Source organism: Myxococcus sp. XM-1-1-1 (assembly GCF_020037095.1).
In the GTDB taxonomy this organism is placed as follows: domain Bacteria; phylum Myxococcota; class Myxococcia; order Myxococcales; family Myxococcaceae; genus Myxococcus; species Myxococcus fulvus.
In genome coordinates, this window is the sequence record NZ_JAIQDH010000001.1 from 966119 (window position 1) to 988665 (window position 22547).

Sequence of the window (22547 nt, forward strand, 5' to 3'; positions counted from 1 at the left end):
AGTGCACTCGGCAGAACGGCAGACCGTCCATCGCTGGAGTCTCATCTGGGCCGGAGGACTCGTGGCCCTGGTGGGCCTCATCCTCGTCGGCCTCTCCATCTCCGCCTCCGAGGCGTGGGCGGAGGTGGCCTCGGCCCTGGGCCTGTCGCTCTTCGGTTGGGGTGGGGTGGCCCAGCTCGTCGACGGCGTGATGCTGCTGCCGGCGCAGGCCGCCGCGAAGCAGTCGCTCCCCCTGGGCAGCCCCGGCTTCCTCTGGTCGGGGGCGCTCGCCTGGCTGGTGGGCTGGGGGCTCATCGCCTCCGGCATCCGCCGCGCGCCCGAGCCCACGGAAGGCCCGAGCCCCGCGGCCGGCGCCCCGCTGTATCCTCGCCTGGCGCGCTACCGGGACTTCTACTGGAGCACCCTGGCGGCGTACGGCGGCGGCATCCTGCTGGCGGAGCTGGTGCTGGTGCTGCTCCAGACGGTGCTCTCCAGCGGCGTGCCCTCCACGGACCTGTCCTCCGCGCGTGACGCGGGCGGCGGTGGCTTGTCGCTCCCGCCCACGGGGGCGTTCGCCATCGCCCTGGTCGTCGCGGGCCTGGTCGCCTTCATCTCCGGCTTCGTGGGCGCTTCGCGCGCGCAGCGGCTCGCGCTGCCCGAGGCCACCATCGGCGTGCTCTACCTGGGCCTGCCGGTCCCCATCCTGCTCACGCTGATGGAGCGGATTCCGTCGCTCCAGCTCGCGCTCGGCTACCGGCTGCGCGAGGTGACGTATGTCGCGGGATTGCTGGGCCGCCCGGAGCTGGCGTACTGGCTGACCTTCACCGGGCTGGTGCTGGCGCTGGTGCTCGGCATCAACACGGGCTTCATCGCCGCCGGCAGCGGGCGCGTGGACCTGAAGCTCGGCTTCGAGCTGTTCGTCGCGCGCCGCCACGTGGCGGTGTTCCGCCCGTCGCTCCTGTTGGGGACGCTGGCGGTGCTGATGTTCGGCATCATCCCGCCGCTGCTCGTCTACTTCATCATCCGCGCCGCCGAGGCCGCGGTGGAGAAGACGCGCATCCGCTCGCTGGGCCTGTCGGACCCGCTGGCCGCTTCCGAGGCGCTGCACAAGCTGAAGCTGCGCGAGCAGTCGCCGACCATGATGATGACCGCGCTGTCGGTGGGCGGCGTGGGCGTGGGGGTCATGGCGCTCATCATCGTGCTGTCGGTGATGAGCGGCTTCGAGGCGGACCTGCAGCAGAAGATCCTCGGCACCAACGCGCACGCGGTGGTGTCGCGCTACGCGGGGGACCTGCCCGAGTACCCCAAGGTCATGGAGACCATCCGCAAGGTCCCGGGCATCGCGGGGCAGACGCCGTTCATCATCAACCAGGTGATGATCGCGTCCGAGGGCAACGTCGACGGCGTCATCATCAAGGGCATCGACCCGAAGACGGTGGGCGACGTGACGGACCTGCCCCGGAACATCCTGGGCGGCGGCTCGCTCGACATCCTCTACACGCCGGAGAAGATCCTCTCGCGTGGCGGGGACGACGAGGAGTCCGAGACCCCGGCGGGGGAGGGTGACGAGGCGCCCGCGGAGGACGACATCATCCGCCGCACCGGCCCCGCCAAGAAGGCGGCGGCGGTGCTGCCCGGCATCGTGATTGGCCGGGAGCTGGCCGCGTCCCTGCGCGTGGTGGTGGGGGACCGCGTCAACGTCGTGTCCCCGCTGGGCACCGAGCTGTCCCCGTCCGGCCCCGTCCCCAAGAACCGCGCCTACCGGGTGGCGGCCATCTTCTACTCGGGGATGTACGAGTACGACTCCAAGTTCGTCTACATCCTGCTCAAGGAAGCGCAGGACTTCTTCGGCGTCCAGGGCGCGTCCGGCATCGAATTGAAGGTGCTCGACATCGACGACGCGCGCCGCATCGCCGGGCAGGTGGTGAAGGCGCTGGGCGGCTACCCCTACCGGGCCCGCGACTGGGGCGAGATGAACAAGAACCTCTTCTCCGCGCTGCGCCTGGAGAAGCTGGTGATGGGCATCATCCTCTCCATCATCATCATCGTCGCCGCGGGCCTCATCGTCGCCACCGTCATCATGCTCGTGCTGGAGAAGCGCAAGGAGATCTCCGTGCTCAAGGCGCTGGGCGTCCCCGATGGCGGCATCGTGAAGATCTTCCTCGCCGAGGGGCTCCAGATTGGCGTCGCCGGCGGCCTGTTGGGCCTGTTCTCCGGCCTGTCGTGGTGCCTCTTCATCGAGAAGGTCGGCATCAAGCTGGACCCCGAGGTCTATTACATCCCCGCGCTGCCGGTGCGCGTGGAGCCCCTGCAGACCGCGCTGGCCGTCGTCATCGCGGTGCTCGTCACGTACCTGGCCTCCATCTACCCGGCCCTCAAGGCCAGCAGCGTGGAGCCGGTGGAAGGGTTGAAGGCGGAGTAGCCATGACGCTGTTGTCCATCCGCAACGTCTTCAAGAGCTACTTCCTGCACGGCAAGCGCATCGACGTGCTGCGCGCGGTGTCGCTCGACATCGGCAAGGGAGAGCTCGTCTCGCTGGTGGGGGCCTCCGGCGCGGGGAAGAGCACCTTCCTGCACGTGCTGGGCACCCTGGACGCGCCCGCCGCCGGGGAGGTCTTCTTCGAGGGCCGCTCCGTGTTCGCCATGAACGACGCGGAGATCGCCGAGTTCCGCAACCAGACGATGGGCTTCGTCTTCCAGAGCCACTACCTGCTGCCGGAGTTCACCGCCCTGGAGAACGTGGCCATGCCCGCGCTCATCCAGCGCAAGGACCGCGCCGGCGCCTATACCTACGCCCGGGAGCTCCTGGAGCGGGTGGGACTGGGACAGCGGGTGGACCACAGGCCGGGGGAACTGTCCGGTGGTGAAGCCCAGCGGGTGGCCCTGGCGCGCGCCCTGGTGCTCAAGCCCGCCGTCCTGCTCGCCGACGAGCCGACCGGCAACCTGGACCCGGCCACGGGCGAGGGCATCCATCAGCTCCTGAGGGACGTCAACCGGGACCTGGGCATCACCGCCGTGGTCGTCACCCACAATGAAACCCTGGCCCGTTCCATGCCCCGCCGCCTGCGGTTGGCAGGGGGGCAGGTGTCGGAGGCTTGATGGCTCCGCGCTTTTGGATTGAGGGTCTTCGGCCCCTTCTCGTAGATTGCCCCGCCTTTTCCTGGCCGGTCTCCCCTTGAGGCACCCCGTTCTGTCGCGCAAGTCACTGCTCCCGCTGCTAGCGGTCGTCCTGTGGTCGCTCGTGCCCGGCTCCGTCCAGGCGCAGGTGAACGGGGGTGCGCCTTCCGAGGCCCCGGTTCCGAGCTCCCCCGCGCCCGCAACCCCGACTCCCGCGCGTCCCCCGGACGCCCCCGTCGACGAAGAGGCTCCCCCCGAGGACGGCGACCCCGACCGGGTGGTGGAGATTCGCGTCGAGGGCAACAAGCGCGTGGAGGCCGAGGCCATCCGCCGCGCCCTGCGCACCCGGGTGGGCCAGACGCTGGACGCGTCCAAGTCCGCCGAGGACCTCCGCGCCGTCTGGGCCCTGGGCTACTTCACCAACGTGGAGCTGCTCGTGCAGCGGCTGCCCCGGGGCGTGGCCTACGTCGTCCGCGTGGAGGAGCGGCCCATCGTCCGGGCCGTGAACCTCAAGGGCAACGAGGAGCTCAGCCGCGACGACCTCAAGGACGAGCTCGACGCCAAGCCCAACACCATCCTGGACATGGAAGCCGTGCGCAGCACGGTGAAGAAGATCCAGGCCAAGTACGTGGAGAAGGGCTACTTCCTCGCCGAGGTGACCCACCAGATCAAGCCCTCCGAGACGGGGGGCAGCGTGGACGTCATCATCATCATCAACGAGCACGCCAAGGTGATGGTGAAGCAGATCACCTTCATCGGCGCGGAGAAGGTCCCCGCCCAGGAGCTCAAGGAGACGATGATCACCCGCGAGGGTGGCTACTTCTCCTTCTTCACCGGCGAGGGCACCTACCGCGAGGAGGCCTTCCAGCGTGACCTGGCCGTCATCCAGATCGCCTACTTCGACCGGGGCTTCATCAACGTCAAGATCGACAAGCCCACCGTCCAGCTCTCCGCCGACAAGCGCTACATCTACATCACCCTGCGCATCGAGGAGGGTGAGGCCTACGACATCGGGAAGATCGACTTCTCCGGCGACCTGCTCGACGACGTGTCGAAGGAGCGCATGGCGCAGCTGATGAAGTCGACGCCGGGCCAGCGCTTCAACCGCTCGCAGCTGTCGCAGGACATCGTCGGCCTGTCGGACGTGTATTACGACCGGGGCTACGCGTACGCGAACATCAACCCCGTCACCAGCGTCAACGCCAACAACCGCACGGTGGACCTGACCTTCGACGTGCAGAAGGGCCCCCAGGTCACCATCGAGCGCATCAACGTCGTCGGCAACAGCAAGACGCGCGACAAGGTCATCCGCCGCGAGCTGCGCGTCTACGAGGGCGAGCTGTACAGTGGCACCGGCGTGCGCCGCAGCAAGGACCGCGTCACCGCGCTGGGCTTCTTCGAGACGGTGGAGATCACCCAGAGCGCCGGCAGCACCGACGACACCATCGTCCTCCAGGTGGAGGTGAAGGAGAAGGCCACCGGCACCTTCCAGGTGGGCCTGGGCTTCTCCAACGTGGAGAACTTCATCTTCACGGCGCAGATCGCCCAGAACAACTTCCTGGGCTGGGGCCAGAGCGTCTCCGCGTCCGCGCAGATCTCCGGCCTGCGCTCGCTGGTGCAGCTGTCGTTCTACGACCCGTACTTCCTGGACACGAACTACCTCCTGTCCGCGGAGTTCTTCCGCGTCCAGGCCGACTACGACGGCTTCATCCGCAACTCCACCGGCGGCACCGTCTCCATCGGCTACCAGTTCATCGACGACCTGCTGGGCACCATCGGCTACACCCGGGAATGGGTGAACGTGGAGGCGGGCTCCAACCTGGGCGCGGTGCTGCTGGCCAACCAGTTCCTGTCCGGCACCACCAGCGCGGCGCGCCTGTCGCTCTCGTTCGACCGCCGCGACAACCGCCTGTTCCCCTCGCGCGGCTTCATCCACTTCGGCTCGGTGGAACTGGCCCCGGACTTCCTGGGCGGCACGTTCCTCTTCAACCGGTACACCGCGTACTCGCGCCTGTACTTCCCCATGCCGCTGGGCTTCGTCTTCAAGACGAACGCCACCATCGGCTACATCCAGCAGCTCGACTCGAACAAGCCGCTGCCCATCTCCGAGCTGTACTACGTGGGTGGCATCAACAGCGTCCGCGGCTACTACCTGCGCAGCATCAGCCCCTCGGTGAAGGTGCCCCGCTCCGGCAGTCCGGACGCCACCGTCACGGACTTCCTCGTCGGCGGCAACAAGCAGCTCGTCTTCAACTTCGAGCTGGAGTTCCCCATCTTCGAGAAGGCCGGCCTGAGGGGTGTGCTCTTCTACGACGCCGGCAACGCCTTCGCGTCGAGCGAGCGCTTCTTCCAGGACCGACAGAACGACCTGCCGCTCGGCCTCTTCCACTCGGCGGGCTTCGGGTTCCGGTGGTTCAGCCCCATCGGCCCGCTGCGCTTCGAGTGGGGCATCCCGCTCACCAGGCGGCCGGAGGACGACCGGATTCTGTTCGAGTTCACTATCGGCAACTTCTTCTGATAAGCCGTCGCCTGTCGTCCCGGCCCCGCCCTGGCGGGAAGGGTTGAACAAGCCCGGGCGTCTGACGTCGGACCCTGTACCCTTCCCTGAGGAGCTGTTGAACATGTCGCTTCGCACCACTGTCGCGGCCTTGGCCGCCGTCCTGTCGCTTGCCCTGCCGGTGGCCGCCTCGGCCGCCGAACTGAAGGTCGCCTACGTGGACCTCCAGCGCGTCCTGCTCGAGGTGGATGACGGCAAGGCCGCCAAGGCCCGTCTCCAGAAGTGGTTGGATGACAAGCAGAAGGAGATCGACAAGGAGCAGACCGCCCTGCGTGCCGAGAAGGAGACGCTCGACAAGCAGGCGAGCGCGATGACGGCCGAGGTGCGCGCCCAGAAGGAGGGCGAGCTGCAGAAGAAGGTGATGGTGCTCGCCCAGAAGTGGGAGAAGAGCCGGGGCGAGGCGGCCAACAAGGAGCGCCAGGAGATGGAGCCCATCATCAACAAGATCGACCAGGTGGTGGCCTCCATCGCGCAGCGCGATGACCTGGGCATGGTCCTGGACAAGCGGGACTCGGGCATCGTCTTCGCGAAGGCCCAGTACGACATCTCCAACGAGGTCATCCGGGCCTACAACGGCTCCGGCAAGAAGACGACGGCGGCCAAGGACGCCCCGACGAAGTAGCCCCGCGCTCCCGTGAAGACCTCTCCCGCACCCCGACGGCTCGGGGAGCTCGCCGCCCTCGTCGGTGGCGAGCTTCTCGGCGACCCTGAGCAGCTCATCCACGGACTCAACGGGCTCGAGGAAGCCGGCCCGGGAGACGTGTCCTTCTACGGAAACACGCGCTACCGCCGCCAGTTCGAGGCCTCCCGCGCCTCGGCCGTGCTGGTGGGCACCAGCGAGCCGGCCCGCGAGGGCGTGGCGCTGGTGCGCGTGTCCAATCCGCACCTGGCCTACGCGCGGCTCTTGCGCGTGTTCCACCCCGACGTGCGTCCCGCCCCCGGCATCCGCCCGGGCGCGTGGGTGCACCCGGAGGCCACCGTGCACCCGGAGGCCAGCGTGCTCGCCGGCGCGACGGTGGAGGCGGGCGCGAAGGTGGGCGCGCGCTCGGTGCTGTATCCCGGCGCCTACGTGGGCGAGCACGCCTCCGTCGGCGAGGACAGCGTGCTGCACCCCAACGTCACGGTGCGCGAGCGCTGTGTGGTGGGCTCGCGCGTCATCCTCCACGCCGGCAGCGTGGTGGGCGCGGACGGCTTCGGCTTCGCCTTCGACCCGGAAGGGGAAGACGGGCCCCAGCACTTCAAGATTCCCCAGGTCGGCATCGTCCGCATCGAGGACGACGTCGAGGTGGGCGCGTGCACCTGCATCGATCGCGCGACGGTGGGCGAGACGGTGGTGGGGCGCGGCACCAAGCTCGACAACCTGGTGCAGATCGCCCACAACGTCCGCGTGGGGCCGCTGGCGCTCATCTGCGCGCAGGCGGGCGTGTCCGGCTCGGCCGAGGTGGGCACCGGCGTGGTGCTCGCGGGCCAGGTGGGCGTGGTGGGCCACATCCGCGTGGGTGACCTCGCCAAGGTCGGCGCCCAGTCCGGCGTGGCCCATGACGTCCCGGACGGACAGATCGTGAGCGGCAGCCCGGCCATCCCCCACCGTGAGTGGCTCCGGGCCAGCGCGGCCTCGGGGCAGGTGGCGGACCTGCTCAAGGAAATGCGCGCCCTGCGCAAAAGGGTGGAGCAGCTCGAGAAGGAGAAGGGCCCGTGATGGACATCGGCGAAATCCAGAACCTGCTGCCGCACCGGTACCCGTTCCTCCTCATCGACCGGGTGGTGGAGATTGTTCCCGGCCAGCGCATCACCGCCTACAAGAACGTCACCATCAACGAGCCCTTCTTCAACGGCCACTTCCCCGGCCACCCGGTGATGCCCGGCGTGCTCATCCTGGAGGCGCTCGCCCAGGCCTCGGCCATCCTCGCGTACAAGAGCGAGAACATGGACCCGAGCCAGAAGGTGACCTACCTGATGGGGGTTGACGGGGCGCGCTTCCGCAAGCCGGTGGTGCCCGGAGACAGGCTGCAGCTGGGAATCGAAGTGCTGCGCCACAAGGGCGCCGTGTGGAAGACGAAGGGCACGGCGACGGTGGATGGCGTGAAGGTCGCCGAAGGCGAGTTCCTGGCCACGGTGGTGGACAAGGACAAGGGCGCGACGGCGGAAGAGGGCGCGGCGTCCTGACCGCGGGCCCGCGAGGTAGAGGAGACGACATGGCTCAGGTTCATCCCACCGCGGTGGTTCACCCCGATGCGCGTCTGCACGAGTCGGTCCACGTTGGACCCTACTCGGTCATCGGACCGCAGGTGACGATTGGCGAGGGCTCCCACGTGGGCCCTCACGTCGTCATCGAGGGCCGCACGACGCTCGGCGCGCGCAACCGCATCTTCCAGTTCGCCTCGGTGGGGGCGGACCCGCAGGACCTCAAGTACGCGGGTGAGGACACCGAGCTCACGCTCGGCGACGACAACCAGATTCGCGAGTTCGTCACCCTGCACAAGGGCACGGCGGGCGGCGGCGGCGCCACGCGCGTCGGCAACGGCAACCTCTTCATGGCCAACAGCCATGTCGCCCACGACTGCGTCGTCGGCGACGGGTGCCGCATCGGCAACGGGTCCGCGCTCGCGGGCCACGTGACGATGGAGGACCACGTCATCATCAGCGGCCTGGCGGCGGTGCATCAGTTCACCCGCCTGGGCCGCTTCGCCTTCATCTCCGGCGGGGCCATGGTCACCATGGACATCCCCCCGTACGCCACGGCGCAGGGAGACCGGGCGGAGCTGGTGGGGCTCAACACCGTGGGTCTGGAGCGCGGCGGGTTCACCAAGGACCAGATTGAACGCATCAAGGAGGCCCACCGCATCCTGTTCCGCTCCAAGCTGGGGCTGCAGGAGGCGCTGGGGCGGCTGCGCACGGAGCTGGGCGGCCACCCGGAAGTGGACCACCTGGTGTCCTTCATCTCCCAGAGCAAGCGCGGCCTGACGCGCTAGGCTGTGGACATGGAGCACGCACCTCCGGACGGTCGCATCGGCCTCATCGCGGGCAACGGTCAGCTTCCCCTCTTGTTCGCGCGCGCCGCGCGGGCCCGGGGGCTGGAGGTGGTGGCCGTGGCCCACAAGGGCGAGACGAACCCGGCCCTGGCCTCGGAGGTGGGCTCGCTCACCTGGGTGCGGGTGGGGCAGGTCAACCGCATCCAGAAGGCCTTCGTCGCCGCGGGCGTGAAGCAGGCGGCCATGGCGGGCGGCATCGGCCGGGTGAAGGCCCTGTCCGAGGCCCGGCCGGACCTGGGCGCGGTGCGCATCATCTCCCGGCTGCGCAGCTTCCGGGATGATGCGCTGCTGCGCGCGGTGGCCGCGGACTTCGAGTCGCGCGGCATCACCATCATCGCCCCCACGGACTTCCTCGGGGAGGTGCTGTGCCCCGAGGGGCACCTGGCCGGCCCCGAGCTGAGCTCCACGCAGCAGCAGGACGTGGCGCTGGGGCGCGAGGTGGCGGCGTTGCTGGGGCAGGCGGACGTGGGCCAGACGGTGGTGGTGCACCAGGGCCACGTGCTGGCGCTCGAGGCCGTGGAGGGCACCGACGAGGCCATCCGCCGGGGCGGCAAGCTGGGCGGCGCGGGCGCGGTGGTCGTCAAGCGCTGCAAGCCGCAGCAGGACCTGCGCTTCGACCTGCCCGCCGCGGGGCCCCGCACGCTGGAGGTCATGAAGGAAGTGGGCGCCCGGGTGCTGGCGCTGGAGGCCGGGCGCACGGTGCTGCTGGACGCGCCGGAGCTCTTCGCCAACGCGCGCGCGGCGGGAATCACGCTCGTCGGCGTGCGGTAGCGGCCCCCTTCTCGCGCCCGGGCAGGAGAGGGCCTGGTGGCCGTCCCCCCGGCTGCCCTGAGGGGTGTGGCGCGCGGGAATGAATGTCGGCGCGCTTCTCGCGTCTGGCTCGCGAGGCGTTTCCACGCTCGCGAAGCATTTCCACGCGGGGGACACCGTCCTACCCTGGCGCGGAGGAATCCACCCATCCGGGTCGCTGTTGCACGGCGACCCGCGACGCCGGAGTCGACGCCGCGCCATGAATGCCCGCCTGGTTCTATTGCTCAGTCTTGTCGCCTCGACACCCCTGCCCGCGTTCGCCGACGCCATCCGCGTGTCCCTGGAGGGCCGGGCCGCGGTGGGCGAGAAGCTCCCGGCATTGCTCGTGCACATCGAGGAGCCCATCGCGGGCTTCGAGGTGAAGCTCAAACGCGACGACGGGAAGGTGGTCGACGTGAAGGGCGGCGGGAAGCCAGGCATGACCCGGCGTATCGAGCTGGAGCAGCCCGAGGGCCGCTTCCACTACGAGGGCGAGCTGGTGGTGCGCTTCGCCAACGCCGAGTCGGGCAGCCTGCCGTTGTCCTTCGACACGGAGCTCAACGGGCCGCTGCGCCTGGACGTGCGCCCGGAGGACGTGGACGTGCCGGGGCGCACGCTGCGCTTCCAGCTCTCGCGTCCCGCGGGCCGCGTGGAGCTCACCGTGCTGATGGACACGGGGAAGAAGGCCTTCGAGGGGGAGGTGGCCTTCAAGGGCGAGAAGGCGGGCACGCCGCTGTCATTGAGCTGGCCGGCCGCCGAGGGGAAGGTGATGAAGATTTCCCTCCGAGCCTTCGACACATCGGACTTCTACACGGGTGTGGACCTCTTCCCGTGGCGCGTGGACATTCCCCATGAAGAGGTGGGCTTCGCCTCGGGGCGCGCGGACATTCCCGCCGGCGAGCGAGGCAAGCTGGACAGGAGCCATGCGTTGATTGCGGAGGCGCTGGCGAAATACGGCCGCTTCGCGGCGGTTCGTCTGTACGTGCTGGGCCACACGGACACCGTGGGCGCCACGGCGGACAACCGCGAGCTGTCGCTCAAGCGCGCGCGCAGCATCGCCGCCGCCTTCCGTCAGCGAGGGCTGAAGGTCCCCATCTTCTACGAGGGTTTTGGCGAGGAGTCCCCCGCGGTGCGGACTCCGGACGAGACGGCGGAGGCTGCCAACCGCCGGGCGGAATACATCATCGCGGTGGAGGACCCGGTGCTCGCCGGCGCTCCCTTCTCGCCGCGGTGGAGGAAGCTGTAGCGGACGGACGCAGTGACGAGGAGGTAGCAGCGGATGGACCGATTCCAACGGTGGACCTGGGGCGTGGTGGGGATGGCGCTCCTGGTGGGGGCGGGCTGCGCGCATCAGGCGCCGCTTGCCGTGCGGCGGGAGGTGGAGGCGGACAAGTGCAGCCTGGTTCAATCCGTGTTGAAGGAACCGACACCGTCACGAGTGGTGGAGGAGATCGCCGCCCAGGGCCGTCACGAGCCCACGCCGGTGCGCGTGTACGTGCGCCGCCCGGAGCAGTCCATGCTGGAGCGCTTCTTTGAAGGCGATGAGCCCCGCTGCGGCGACTCCACCTTCAAGGTGGTGCAGGACAGCGTGCTGGACGCCGTCGTCGTCTACCTCCAGGAGATTCGCGAGGGCTACGCGTACGACGCGCGCCGCGCGGGCCCGGACGAGCTCACCCTGGAGGGCAAGCCCCAGGGCACGCTGCGCCGCGCGGGCCCCACCTGGGTCGTCGGCAACTAGGTTACTTCAGCAATTCCTTGGCGCCGTCCGCGATGAACTGCACGGCGATGGCGGCCAGGATGAGCCCCATGACACGCTCGACGATGGCGACGCCGGACTGGCGCAGCACCCGCTGTACGAGCCCGGAGGCGCGCAGGATGAAGTAGCTGAAGACGAACGTCAGGAGGATGGCCGCCAGCACCGGAAGGGTGGAGGCCATCGAGTTGGAGTTGCCGCGAGCCATCAGCACCATGGCGGTGGCGATGGCTCCGGGCCCCGACAACAGCGGGATGGCGAGGGGGACGATGGCCACGTCCTCCTTCACCACGCCCTCCTGCTCCTCGGTGGGGGTGGTGCGTGTCTCGGACGGACGCGCGCGCAGCATGTCCAGCGCGGTGATGAGCAGGAGGATTCCGCCCGCCACGCGGAAGGCCCCCAGCGACACGCCGAACACCTTGAAGATGATGGTGCCGAACAGGGCGAAGAAGGTCATCAGCCCGCACGCCACCAGACACGCGCGCATCGCCGTGCGGCGTATCTTCTCCTTCGTGTCCCCGGCCGTCATGGCCAGGAACAGCGGCACCACGCCGATGGGGTCCACCACGAAGAAGACCGCCGGCAGGGCGACGAGGAATTGCGTCAGGTAGTCCTTCATCACCGCACGACCTTTGCGACTACACCGTGAGGCGCAGCTTCCACACCATGGTGAGCGCCTCGGCGAAAATCTTCTTGCTCATCTTCGAGTGCCCCACGCGGCGGTCCTCGAAGATGATGGGGACCTCGCGCACGGTGAAGCCGTTCTTCAGCGTGCGGTAGGTAAGCTCGATCTGGAACGCGTACCCGGTGCTGTGTACGGCATCCAGGTCGAGGGTCTCCAGCACCCGGCGGTGGAAGCACTTGAAGCCGCCAGTCAAGTCCTGCACGCCCACGCCCAGGATGGTGCGGGCATAGAGGCTGCCGCCGCGGCTGATGACCTGGCGGCCCACGCCCCAGTTCACCGTGCCACCGCCCGTGACGTAGCGGCTGCCGAGCACCAGGTCGGCGCCCGCCTCGGCCGCGTCCATCAGCCCGGGCAGGTAGCGCGGGTCGTGGCTGAAGTCCGCGTCCATCTCCAGGATGTACGTGTAGCCCTCCGCCAGGGCCCAGCGGAAGGCGGCGAGGTAGGCGCGACCCAGGCCCTCCTTCTTCTCGCGGTGGAGCACCCGCACGCGGGGCTCCTTGGCGGCGAGCTGGTCGGCGATGTGCCCCGTTCCGTCCGGCGAGTTGTCGTCGACGATGAGGATGTCGACGCGCGGGTCGGCCTTGAGCACCGCCAGGGTGATGGCCTCGATGTTTTCCCGCTCGTTGTAGGTGGGGATGCAGACCAGCGCTGGGTTCATGGCCGGGCCGACATACCCTAAATGGCGCGCGGGGGCAGTAGCTCCATGACGGTCTCCGCCGCCCGGGTGGCGGCCCCTGCCTCGCCCAGCCGCCCCCGGACCTCGCCCAGCCCCTGGAGCATCTCGTCCCGGGCGGCCCCCGGAACCCACACCTTCCGGACCTCGTCGGCGATGCGCTCGGGGGTCATCTCCCCCTGGAGCAGCTCCGGCACCACGCGCCGCCCGGCCAGCAGGTTGACCAGGGACACGAAGGCCACCTTCAGCATCAGCCGGCCCACCCAGTACGAGATGAGGGACACCCGGTAGATGACGACGAGGGGGCGCTGCATCAGCCCCGCCTCCAGCACGGCCGTCCCGGAGGCGACCACCGCCGCGTCGCTGGCGCCCACCACCTCCGGGGCGTGCCCGTCCACCAGCACTGGCCTCAGGCCGCTGCCCTCGAAGCGCGACAGCACCTCCTCGCGGGGGATGGTGGGGGCCACGGGGACCACGACCTGGAGCCCGGGCCGCTCGGCGGACAGGCGGCGGGCCGCGTCCACCATGGACGGCAGCAGCCGGCGGATCTCGCTCATCCGGCTGCCTGGCAGGAGCGCGAGCGTGGGGGCCTCCCTGGCCAGGCCCAGGCGCTCCCGGAACGCGGTGGGGCTGTCGGGGGCGGGGACCTGCTCGACGACGGGGCAGCCCACGTAGCGGGCGGCGACGCCGGCTTCCCGGTAGAAGTCCTCCTCGAACGGGAGGATGCACAGCATCCGGTCCACCAGGCGTTTGATGGTGCGCACCCGGCCGCGGCGCCACGCCCAGATCATCGGCGAGATGTAATAGGCGACGGGGATGCCCTGGGCCTTGAGCTTCTCGGCCAGGCGCAGGTTGAAGTCCGGGATGTCGACGAGGATGGCGACGTCGGGGCGCCGCTCGGCGGCCGCGTTCGCCAGGCCCTTCATGATTTGGAGGATGCGAGGGATGCGGGGGAGCACCTCGGTGATGCCCATGACGGACACCTCGCGGGCGTCGAAGAGCAGCTCGACTCCCCGAGCGGCCAGGCGCGAGCCGCCCATGCCGAAGAAGGTGAGGTCCGGACGGCGGGCCTGGAGGGCGGCGACGAGCTCTGCGGCATGGGCGTCGCCGGAGGCCTCGCCTGCCACGACGAGGATTCGGGGCGGGGGCGTCATGTGAGGGGGGCGCATCGTACCCTGATGCAAGCCGGGGTGAAGGTGTAGACTGCGCCAACCCTTGAAGACGCTTCTGCTCGCCGAGAGCCATCCCCCCACGCTCGAGCACCTGACGGGCCTGCTCTCGCAGGCCGGGTACTCCGTGCGCGCGGTGAATGACCCCATCGCGGCGCTGGAGCACTTCGCGGCGGACAACCCGGATGTGATGGTGTTGTCGGTGGACCTGCCGCGCGTGGAGGGCTCGCACGTGGTGCAGCTCATCCGGGGGCACAGCCAGGGTGGGCGCGTGCCCATCGTCGCCATCGACAAGGGGCACCTGGGACGGGCGCGGGGCGTGGGCTCGGTGTTGGACTTGAAGGTGAACGCGTACGTCGCGGACCCGCTCAAGCCCGGCGAGCTGGTGCCCCGGCTGGAGTCGCTCGTGCGCGCGGCGCAGGCGGTGCCGCTGTCGGGCCTGGCGTCCACGCTGTCGCGTCCGGCGGTGAACAGTGGCGAGCTGAAGGGCTATCCGCTGCCCGGCCTGCTGCACTCCATCCACCGGCTGCGGCGGGATGGTGTGCTGGTGGTGGCGCACCGGGGGCTGAGTCGGCGGGTGTACTTCCTGCGCGGCGGGCCGGTGAGCTTCGACTCGACGGTGAAGGAGGACTCGCTGCCGCGCTACCTCGTGGAGCGCAAGCTCGCCACGCCCGCGCAGGCGGAGCAGGTGGTGGAGGCGCTGGGCTCGGGGCTGCGCATCGGCTCGGCGCTGGCGGACGCGGGCGTGGAGCTGGTGGGTGAGGAGCTGTCGCAGTTGTTGCGGGACTACACGCGCGACAAGCTGGCGCGGGTGCTGGGCATGCGCGAGGGCCGGTACGCCTTCTACTCCGGCGACGAGTTCACCGCGGAGGTGGCGTCGGTGGACCTGCCGCCGCTGGCGCAGATTCTGGAGGGCGCGCGGCGCACCTTCCCGCTGAAGGTGATGGCCGCGTCGCTGAAGGCGAACCTGGGGGAGTACCCGGTGCGCTCGCCCGAGTTCGGCCGCGACCTGCAGGCGATGGCGCTGGACACGGATGACATCAAGATCGCCATGCAGGTCAATGGCCGCATCGTGCTCAAGGAGCTGCTCGCGCATGGCCGCGGGGAGCTGAGCGCGGCGTATTCGCTGTTGTGGTTCCTGAAGCTGACGGGGGGCGTGACGTTCTCTCCGACGCCGGTGGCGACGGGGGCGGACGTGCTGTCGGCGGCGGTGGTGCCGGACCGGATTGGCCCGCGCAAGCGCAAGTCGTTGCCGGTGGAGACGGCGGCGTCGCTGCGCGAGGAGGCGGTGCGCATCATCACCCGCAGCTACTTCGGCAGCCTGGGGTTGGACATCGCGGCGGACGCGGAGGCGGTGGAGCGCGCGTACCACGAGACGGCGATGCGTTTTCACCCGGACACGTATGCCGAGTACGACATCTCGGACCTGAAGGACCTGCTGGACTCGGTGCAGGAGAAGCTGTCGGCGTCCTACCGGGTGTTGAGCGTGGAGGAGAAGCGCAAGGCGTACCTCCAGTACCTCTTCAGCAAGCTGGACGTGGGGCGCAACACGGCGGTGGTGGTGGACGCCGAGATTGCGTTGCGCCGGGGCGAGTCCGCGCTGAAGCGGCGGGACTTCCTGTCGGCGATGCACGCGTTCGAGGAGGCGGTGACGCTCAACCCTCGCGAGCCGGAGTACTACTCCTTCCTCGCCTGGGCGACGTACCAGGGAGCGGGCGGTCCGTTGGTTCAGCGTGCGCAGAAGGCGCAGAAGGTGTTGAAGAAGGCGTTGTCCCTGGGGCCGTACGTGGAGCGGCTGCACATCATTGCGGCCATCATCGACACGGATTTGGGGGACGCGCCGCTGGCGCGGAAGAAGCTGCTGAAGGTGCTGGAGTACAACCCGTACTCGCAGCTGGCCAAGGCGGCGTTGCGCAAGGTGGGACGGTAGGCAGATGGGGCGGACACTCTGGCGATTGTTGCGCTACGCGCGCCCGCATGCGGCGGTGCTCGTGGTGGCGTTCGTGTGCATGGCGTTCGTGGGCATCGCCACGGGGGCGTACGCGTACCTGACGGGCCCCGCGCTGCGCTTCCTGTTGTCGGGCGGCGAGGAGGGCTTCGGCGGGGCGAACCGGGTGCCGTGGCTGTCGGACCTGCCGCGTGACGCGGCGCTGTGGGGCTTCCCGCTGATGATGGTGGTGGTGGGCGCGGTGAAGGGCGTGGGGTACCTGGGCCAGTTCTACTTCATGGGGCTCTTCGCGCAGCGGGTGGTGAAGGACCTGCGGCGGGAGCTCTTCGTGAAGCTCACGTCGTTGTCGCCCGCGCAGCTCGCGCGTGAGCGGCAGGGAGACTTGCTCAGTCGCTTCTCGTCGGACGTCGCGGCGGTGGAGGCGGCGGCGATGTACACGGTGGGCTCGTACCTGCGGGACAGCCTGCAGGTCATCATCCTGGCGGGCGTGGCGTTGTCGATGAGCCCGCTGCTGGGTGGGCTGATGCTGGTGGTGATTCCGCTCGCGGCGCTGCCGGCGTCGAGGCTGACGCGCAAGGTGCTCAAGGGCACGCGCGAGGGCCAGACGCAGCTGGGGCATCTGGCGGGGCAGCTCCACGAGGGGCTCGGCGGACTGCGGACGATTCAGGCGTTCAACGGGCAGGAGGCGGAGCTGGCGCGGTTCGCCTCGCACGCGAAGGCGCACGAGGAGGCGGTGGTGGGGGCGGCGTGGGCGCGTGGCGGGGTGCCCGGCATCATGGAGGTGCTGGCGGCGGCGGCGCTGGCGGGGGCGTTGGCCTTCGCGGCGAGCGCGAAGTTGATGGAGCCGGAGGCGCTGTTGTCGCTGCTGACGGCGGTCATCCTGGTGTACCAGCCGGTGAAGGACCTGGGCCGGGTGACGCAGTTCGCGATGCAGGCGGGCGCGGCGGGTGAGCGGCTCTTCGCGTTGCTGGACTTGAAGCACCCGGTGCTGGATGCGCCGGACGCGGTGCCTGCGCCGCCCTTGTCCCAGTCGGTGCGCTTCGAGGACGTGAGCTTCGCGTATGGCGAGCGGCGCGCGCTCGAGGGCGTGACGCTGGATCTGAAGGCGGGGCAGGTGACGGCGCTGGTGGGAGGCAGTGGCGGGGGCAAGAGCACGGTGACGTCGCTGCTCCTGCGCTTCGAGCGGCCCCAGTCCGGGAGGCTGTTGTTGGACGGCGTGGACATGGACCGGTACACGGCGGCGAGCCTGCGCGAGCAGTTGGCGTTGGTGACGCAGGAGCCGTTGTTGTTCCAGGGGACGGTGCTGGACAACCTTCGCTATGCGCGACCGGACGCCACGCGTGAGGAAGTGGAGGCGGCGGCGAAGGTGGCGAACGCGGACGGGTTCATCCGGGCGCTGCCCCAGGGCTACGACACGCGCATCGGCGAGCGCGGCGTGACGTTGAGCGGTGGTCAGCGGCAGCGACTGTGCATCGCGAGGGCGGTGCTGGCGCGAGCGCGCGTGCTGGTCCTGGACGAGGCGACGAGCAGCCTGGACCCCGAGAGCGAGCGCGAGGTGCAGGCTGCGCTGGCGGCGGTGTTGCCGGGGCGCACGGCGCTGGTCATCGCGCACCGGTTGTCCACGGTGGTGAACGCGGACGTGCTCCACGTGATGGAGGCGGGGCGGGCGGTGGAGAGCGGCTCGCACGCGGAGCTGCTCGCGAGGGGCGGGCGTTACGCGGCGCTGTGGAAGATGCAGACGGAGGGCACCCTCGAGCGAGGCGCCGCGTGAAGCGCGGTCCCCTGGAGCCGAGGGCATGCCGTGAGACGCCTGTCCGGGAGTCACGGGTTCATGTCGGGTGGAGCGAAGTCCCGGCGTGCAGCGCACCCATGCGGCAAGACGCCTCTCGGGGCGGGGCTCGTCGTCGACGAACCAGGGTGGTTCGCTCGCCGTCGGACCGGGCGCTGGTGCGCCTGGGCAGGCCTTCGTGTGGCGGCATCCAGGCACAGGACCTGTCGCGGGACGCGGTGGTCTCCGCAGGAGCCGCGCCAATACGTCGGAGCGAGTGCTGGGCTGGCGCGCAGCGGTGCGGTCGGCCCGCGGATGGGGGCTGGCCGGAAGGCTCCTTCGTGCGCGCCACGCCTGTGCGGCGAAGCCGGGTCCCCGCGCCAGGAGTCGGGACTGAACGTGGTGGAGCGCCTGTTTCGGGGACGGCCGAGGTCCGGACAATGATGCTGGAGTCGTCACAGGCTTTGCCTCGGTGCGGCGCCAGGAGCGTTGTCCTCATCGTGACATCCATCGACGTCGTCCCTGCGCGACGTGGAGAAGAGGGGCGATGAGCCGACTTCGTGTGGCGCTCGGCAAGGGGCTTCGCGCGCTGGTGGGCCTGTTGCTCCTCCTCCTGGGCCTCTGCGGCTTCTTCGCGCTCCCGGCCTCGTACACGACATACCCGGTGGTGCCTCCGAAGGAGGGCGAGCCGAGGTGGATTCGGGGCGCCTTCCACGTGCACACCACGCGCTCGGATGGACGAGGCAGTCCCCTCGACGTGGTGCTCGCGGCGAAGGCCGCGGGCCTCGACTTCGTGTTGTTGACGGACCACAACGACTTCACGCCGCCCGCGCCGACCTGGGGCGATGGCGTGCTGCTGATTCCCGGCGTTGAAATCTCGACGTCCGCGGGGCACCTGGTCGCGTTCGGCATGGAGCGCCCGCTGGAGGGCATGACGCGATGGATGCCCGCGGAGGATGCGGTGAGGGCAGTGGAGGCCGCGGGAGGCATGACGGTCCTCGCGCATCCGGTGCAGAAGAAGAACCCGTGGACGGACGAGCCGACCGCCCGTGAGGCAAAGGGGTTCGAGCTGTACTCGGCGGACACGTTCTTCCGTCACGCCATGCGCAATCCGGTGAGCCGGTTGCTGCCGGCCGTGGGCGCGTATCTCGCGAACCCGATGCATGGAGTGATGCTGCTCGTCGCGCCCGAGCCCGAGCCTGGCGAGCGCTTCATGGACCTCTCGCGGGAGCAGCCCAAGCGCTCCTTCTGCGCGCATGATGCGCATGGCCTGCCGTCGTACGAGTCCGTGTTCAGCTCGCTCGCGATGTACCTCCCGCCCGAGCAGCTCCCCTCGCCCCTGCCGAAGGATGCGAAGGTGGCCGCGGCGCTCGTGACGAGAGCGCTGCGAGGAGGCTCGGCCCTCTGTTCCTTCCGAGCGCTGGGGGAGCCCGAGGGCTTCGCCCTGGAGGGCGTGGACCTGGAGCAGCGCGAGGCCCGGGTGGGGGATGTCCTGAAGGTGCGCCTGCCGGGGTTGCCGGACGTGGACACGGTTCGGGTGCAGGTGTGGGGAGAAGGCCGACTGGGGGAGGACGGCACGTCGGTGGAGCTGACGGGGGAGGGGCTGGTGCGGGTGGAGGTCTGGGCGAAGGGGCCCGGACGCTTCTTCGGGTCCGAATGGCGACCTTGGATTGTTCCGAATCCCGTGCGTGTGCTGCCTCGGACCCCTGGCATCTGATAGAGGGCCGGGGAGCCGTCCATGCGACTCCTCTACATCCTCGCCACGTACCTGCTCTTCCCGCTGCTCCTCCCGGTGCTGTGTGTGCACCGGAAGACGCGTCATGGCCTGTGGCAGCGACTGGGGTTCTATTCCCCGGGCGCGTTGCCCGTGAGGGGCGATGGGCCCGTGGTGTGGCTGCACGGAGCGAGCGCGGGGGATCTGCTCGCGCTCTCCCCGATGTTCGCGCCGCTGCGAGCGCGCTTCCCGGGTTGCCAGCTCATCCTGTCGACGATGACGGACAGCGGACATGCGATGGCGACGGGGCGGCTGGCCAAGGACATCGATGGCGTCATCTACGTGCCGTATGACCTGTGGGGCGCGACGCGGCGGGCGATGAAGGCGCTCCGGCCGGACATCCTGGTCCTCGAGTACACGGAGATCTGGCCCAACCTCATCCGCGCGGCGAAGCGCGGAGGGGCACGCGTGGTGATGACCAACGGCCGCTTCTCGCCTGCGAACGTGGGGCGCTACCGGGCGTTGTTCGGGCTCATCGGCAATCCGCTGAAGGACCTGGACCTGATGTTGATGCGCCACGAGGACGAAGCGGAGCGGGCGAGGAGTCTGGGCGCGCGTCCCGACTGGGTGATGGTGACGGGGAACACGAAGTTCGACTCCCTGGCCTCGGGGCCCGCGCCGGAGGACGTCACGTTGCGCGAGGTCCTGGGGCTCCCGGTGGGCGCGCCCGTGTGGATCGCCGGAAGCACGCACGAGGGCGAGGAGGAGGCGCTGCTGGGCGTCTACCGGCGGCTGCTCGCGAAGTGGCCGGAGCTGCGGCTGGTGATTGCGCCCAGGTACGTGGACCGCGCGGCGCGGGTGGTGGCGCTCGCGCGAGACGCGGGGCTGAGCGTGGGGCTGCGCTCGAAGGGCAACCCCGAGCGAGGGCAGGTGGTGGTGTTGGACACCATCGGCGAGCTGTCGCGGGCGTACCGACTGGGGACGGTGGTGTTCGTGGGGGGCTCGTTCACGAAGCGCGGTGGCCAGAACATCCTGGAGCCGGCGGGGCAGGGCAAGCCGGTGTTGTTCGGGCCGCACATGGACAACTTCCGGGACAGTGTGGCGGTGTTGTCGGAGCACGGAGGCATCCAGGTGGCGGACGCGGAGGAGCTGCACGCGAGGCTCGCGGAGCTGTTGGAGGACCCGAGGCGAATCGATGAGCTCGGGGCCCGGGCCCTGGAGACGGTGGGCCGGATCTCCGGCGCGAGCGAGCGCAACGCCGAGGCGATGCTGTCGCTCTTCCCGCACGGAAGGGCGGAGCCGCGATGACGCTCATCATCCACCCGCATTTCCACAACCGGTACACGGGCGTCACGCGTCACGTCGAGTCGGTGGTGCCGGCGCTGGTGAAGGACTCGGGCTCGGAGACGCGGGTCATCGGCTCGGGACTGAGCGAGGGCCTGCCGCGAATCACCTGGCCGGAGTTGCTGCGCAGGGCGCGCTCGGAGCCGGTGGTATGGCACGCGCATCGGAACAACGAGCTGCTCGCGGGGATGCTGTTGAAGCTGGTGGGCCGACAGGTGCGGTTGGTGTTCACTCGGCACACGTCGATGGCGCCCAGTGGTTTCACGCGCTTCATCGCGCGGGGCGCGGACGCGCTGGTGTCGTTGACGAAGCAGGTGGCGGACGTCATCGCGTTGCCGTCGACGGTCATCTCGCACGGCATCGACCTGACGCGCTTCCATCCGCCCGAGGACCGTCAGAAGGCCTGGGAGCGACTGGGGCAGGGTGGGCGCCTGGGAATCGGCGTCATCGGTCGCATCCGGAAGGAGAAGGGGCAGGGCGACTTCCTGGAGGCGGTGCGTCCGCTGCTACCCGAGCACCCCGAGTGGCAGGGCGTGCTGGTGGGCCTGGCGAAGGGCGCGGACCTGGACTGGGTGAACGGCCTGCGCGCTGGCATCGAGGACCGGGTGACGCTGGCCGGAGAGCAGTCGGTCATCGAGCCCTGGTACCAGGGGCTCACGGTGCTGGTGCACCCGTCCTATGCGGAGGGGTACTCGCTGGTGCACGTGGAGGCGATGGCGTCGGGTTGCTGTGTGGTGGCGTCGAAGCTGCCGTACCTGGACACGCTCATCGAGCATGGCCGCACGGGCTTCTTCTTCGAGCCGGGAGACGTGAAGGCGCTGCGGGAGCTGCTCGACATGTTGATGCGGGAGCCGGAGCGGGCGCGGCAGGTGGGGCGCAACGCGGCCGAGGAGGCGCGTCGGCGGTGTGGCGTGGAGCACGAGGCGCACGCGCTGGAGGCGCTGTACCGCACGCTGGTGAGGCGCTGAGCGGATGCGCATCCTTCACCTGCTCGCGAGCCCGTTCTTCAGTGGACCCGCGGAGAACGTCGCGCTGCTGGCCCGAGCGCAGCGGGAGGCGGGGCACGAGGTGACGGTGGCGGTGGACCGTCGTCGCAAGGACGTGCCGGCGGAGGAGCCCGCGGTGCCTCGCTTCCAGGAACTCGGCCTGTTGGACGAAGGCGGCCTGGAGTTGTCCGTGAAGTCGCCGCCGTGGCGCATGTGGAGCGACTCGCGGCGTCTGCGCGCGCGGCAGGTGGACGTGGTGCATTCGCACTTCAGTCACGACCACTTCCTCGCGAGGTGGGGACGTCCCCGAGCCGCGGTGCTGGTGCGCTCGCTGCATGCGCCCCGTTCGCTGCGCTCCTCGTTGCCCGCGGCGGACGCGTACACGGTTCCGGCGAGCGCGCTGTTGCCGAGGCTGTTGGAGCGAGGGAAGCGAGCCCGGGTGCTCCCGGCGCTGGTGGACCCGAGGTTCCGGCCCGAAGCGGACCGCGAGTCGCTCCGGCGCGAGCTGGGGCTCATGGGCGGACCGCTGGTGGGAATGGTCTCCACGTTCCAGCCTTCGAGGCGCCATGCGGTTGGCGTGGAGGCCTTCGCGAAATACCGCCAGCACCATCCTCACGCGCGCTTCATCCTCGTGGGTGACGGAGCGTTGCTGGAGGCGACGCGCCATCAGGTGGCTGCGCTGGGATTGACGGACGCGGTGACCTTCGCGGGCTATCAGCAGGGCGCGGCCTTCGCGCGCTGGCTCAAGGCGCTGGATGAGGTCTGGCTGCTGGGCTTGGGGAATGACTGGAGCGCGAGGGCCGCGGCCCAGGCGCGAGCGTGTGGTGTCCGAGTGGTCGCGGTGGACGAAGGCGCATTGCCGGACCTGGCGGATGCGCGAGTGGCCGAGCCCACGCCCGAAGCCGTCGTGACGGCGGCGCTCTCGGGAGTGCTCGCGCCGGTGGCCCATCCGACGAACGCGCGCATCGCCGCCGATGTGCTCGCCATGTACGCCGAGGCGGCCAACGGGGCTCCTCGATGAGGTCCATGTCGG

19 protein-coding genes are annotated in these 22547 nt (G+C 69.8%); 16 read left to right on the top strand and 3 right to left on the bottom strand.

Translation table 11 applies throughout. From position 1 onward, the window contains the following. Position 1 precedes the first annotated feature (1 nt). From K8640_RS03995 to K8640_RS04040, 10 genes are all read left to right on the top strand, one after another. Positions 2 to 2401 (top strand): ABC transporter permease, encoded by a 2400-nt coding sequence (locus tag K8640_RS03995; RefSeq protein ID WP_223745832.1) that lies wholly within the window; start codon positions 2 to 4, stop codon positions 2399 to 2401. 2 nt (positions 2402 to 2403) lie between these two features. Beyond that, positions 2404 to 3078, top strand: coding sequence for an ABC transporter ATP-binding protein (locus tag K8640_RS04000; protein WP_046714818.1), 675 nt, complete (start codon positions 2404 to 2406; stop codon positions 3076 to 3078). Positions 3079 to 3373: 295 nt separating this feature from the next. Further along, the gene (gene bamA / locus K8640_RS04005; RefSeq protein ID WP_223745833.1) at positions 3374 to 5614 is read left to right on the top strand and encodes an outer membrane protein assembly factor BamA; all 2241 of its coding nucleotides are present in this window, start codon (positions 3374 to 3376) and stop codon (positions 5612 to 5614) included. Positions 5615 to 5717: 103 nt separating this feature from the next. After that, complete coding sequence (locus tag K8640_RS04010) at positions 5718 to 6275, top strand: OmpH family outer membrane protein (RefSeq protein WP_223745834.1); 558 nt, start codon at positions 5718 to 5720, stop codon at positions 6273 to 6275. Between the two features lie 12 nt (positions 6276 to 6287). After that, a complete protein-coding gene (lpxD, locus tag K8640_RS04015; RefSeq protein WP_223745835.1) occupies positions 6288 to 7352 on the top strand; it encodes a UDP-3-O-(3-hydroxymyristoyl)glucosamine N-acyltransferase in 1065 nt (354 codons plus the stop codon). After that, entirely contained in the window at positions 7352 to 7819 is a 468-nt protein-coding gene (fabZ, locus tag K8640_RS04020) for a 3-hydroxyacyl-ACP dehydratase FabZ (protein WP_046714814.1), read from the top strand. The genes lpxD and fabZ overlap by 1 nt, the downstream gene beginning before the upstream one ends. A gap of 29 nt (positions 7820 to 7848) precedes the next feature. Next, positions 7849 to 8625 carry an acyl-ACP--UDP-N-acetylglucosamine O-acyltransferase gene (lpxA, locus tag K8640_RS04025; protein WP_046714813.1) on the top strand — a complete coding sequence of 259 codons (777 nt, stop codon included), beginning with the start codon at positions 7849 to 7851 and terminating at the stop codon, positions 8623 to 8625. Positions 8626 to 8634: 9 nt separating this feature from the next. After that, positions 8635 to 9456, top strand: coding sequence for an LpxI family protein (locus K8640_RS04030; RefSeq protein WP_223745836.1), 822 nt, complete (start codon positions 8635 to 8637; stop codon positions 9454 to 9456). A gap of 238 nt (positions 9457 to 9694) precedes the next feature. Then, a complete protein-coding gene (locus tag K8640_RS04035) occupies positions 9695 to 10720 on the top strand; it encodes an OmpA family protein (protein ID WP_223745837.1) in 1026 nt (341 codons plus the stop codon). A 33-nt stretch (positions 10721 to 10753) separates the two neighbouring features. Next, on the top strand, positions 10754 to 11212 hold the full coding sequence (locus K8640_RS04040) for a hypothetical protein (RefSeq protein WP_046714811.1): 459 nt from the start codon (positions 10754 to 10756) through the stop codon (positions 11210 to 11212). A 1-nt stretch (position 11213) separates the two neighbouring features. On the opposite strand, the gene K8640_RS04045 is transcribed toward K8640_RS04040, so the two are convergent. Genes K8640_RS04045 through lpxB form a run of 3 tightly spaced genes read right to left on the bottom strand, consistent with a single transcriptional unit; the run spans position 11214 to position 13739 of the window. Next, the gene (locus K8640_RS04045) at positions 11214 to 11846 is read right to left on the bottom strand and encodes a MarC family protein (RefSeq protein WP_141331721.1); all 633 of its coding nucleotides are present in this window, start codon (positions 11844 to 11846) and stop codon (positions 11214 to 11216) included. A gap of 19 nt (positions 11847 to 11865) precedes the next feature. Beyond that, positions 11866 to 12570: a polyprenol monophosphomannose synthase gene (locus K8640_RS04050; RefSeq protein WP_046714810.1), complete on the bottom strand. Its 705-nt coding sequence runs from the start codon at positions 12568 to 12570 to the stop codon at positions 11866 to 11868. A 17-nt stretch (positions 12571 to 12587) separates the two neighbouring features. Then, complete coding sequence (gene lpxB / locus K8640_RS04055; RefSeq protein WP_223745838.1) at positions 12588 to 13739, bottom strand: lipid-A-disaccharide synthase; 1152 nt, start codon at positions 13737 to 13739, stop codon at positions 12588 to 12590. Between the two features lie 61 nt (positions 13740 to 13800). Between lpxB and K8640_RS04060 the strand changes: the two genes are divergently transcribed. From K8640_RS04060 to K8640_RS04085, 6 genes are all read left to right on the top strand, one after another. Continuing rightward, the gene (locus K8640_RS04060) at positions 13801 to 15684 is read left to right on the top strand and encodes a DUF4388 domain-containing protein (RefSeq protein WP_223745839.1); all 1884 of its coding nucleotides are present in this window, start codon (positions 13801 to 13803) and stop codon (positions 15682 to 15684) included. A gap of 4 nt (positions 15685 to 15688) precedes the next feature. Continuing rightward, complete coding sequence (locus K8640_RS04065; RefSeq protein WP_223745840.1) at positions 15689 to 17473, top strand: ABC transporter ATP-binding protein; 1785 nt, start codon at positions 15689 to 15691, stop codon at positions 17471 to 17473. Between the two features lie 544 nt (positions 17474 to 18017). Beyond that, the gene (locus K8640_RS04070) at positions 18018 to 19187 is read left to right on the top strand and encodes a PHP domain-containing protein (protein WP_223745841.1); all 1170 of its coding nucleotides are present in this window, start codon (positions 18018 to 18020) and stop codon (positions 19185 to 19187) included. A gap of 21 nt (positions 19188 to 19208) precedes the next feature. Then, positions 19209 to 20492: a 3-deoxy-D-manno-octulosonic acid transferase gene (locus tag K8640_RS04075; protein WP_223745842.1), complete on the top strand. Its 1284-nt coding sequence runs from the start codon at positions 19209 to 19211 to the stop codon at positions 20490 to 20492. Then, positions 20489 to 21496: a glycosyltransferase family 4 protein gene (locus K8640_RS04080; protein ID WP_141331797.1), complete on the top strand. Its 1008-nt coding sequence runs from the start codon at positions 20489 to 20491 to the stop codon at positions 21494 to 21496. Before K8640_RS04075 ends, K8640_RS04080 begins: the two co-directional genes overlap by 4 nt. Before the next feature lie 4 nt (positions 21497 to 21500). Then, the gene (locus K8640_RS04085) at positions 21501 to 22535 is read left to right on the top strand and encodes a glycosyltransferase (protein ID WP_223745843.1); all 1035 of its coding nucleotides are present in this window, start codon (positions 21501 to 21503) and stop codon (positions 22533 to 22535) included. Positions 22536 to 22547 lie beyond the last annotated feature (12 nt).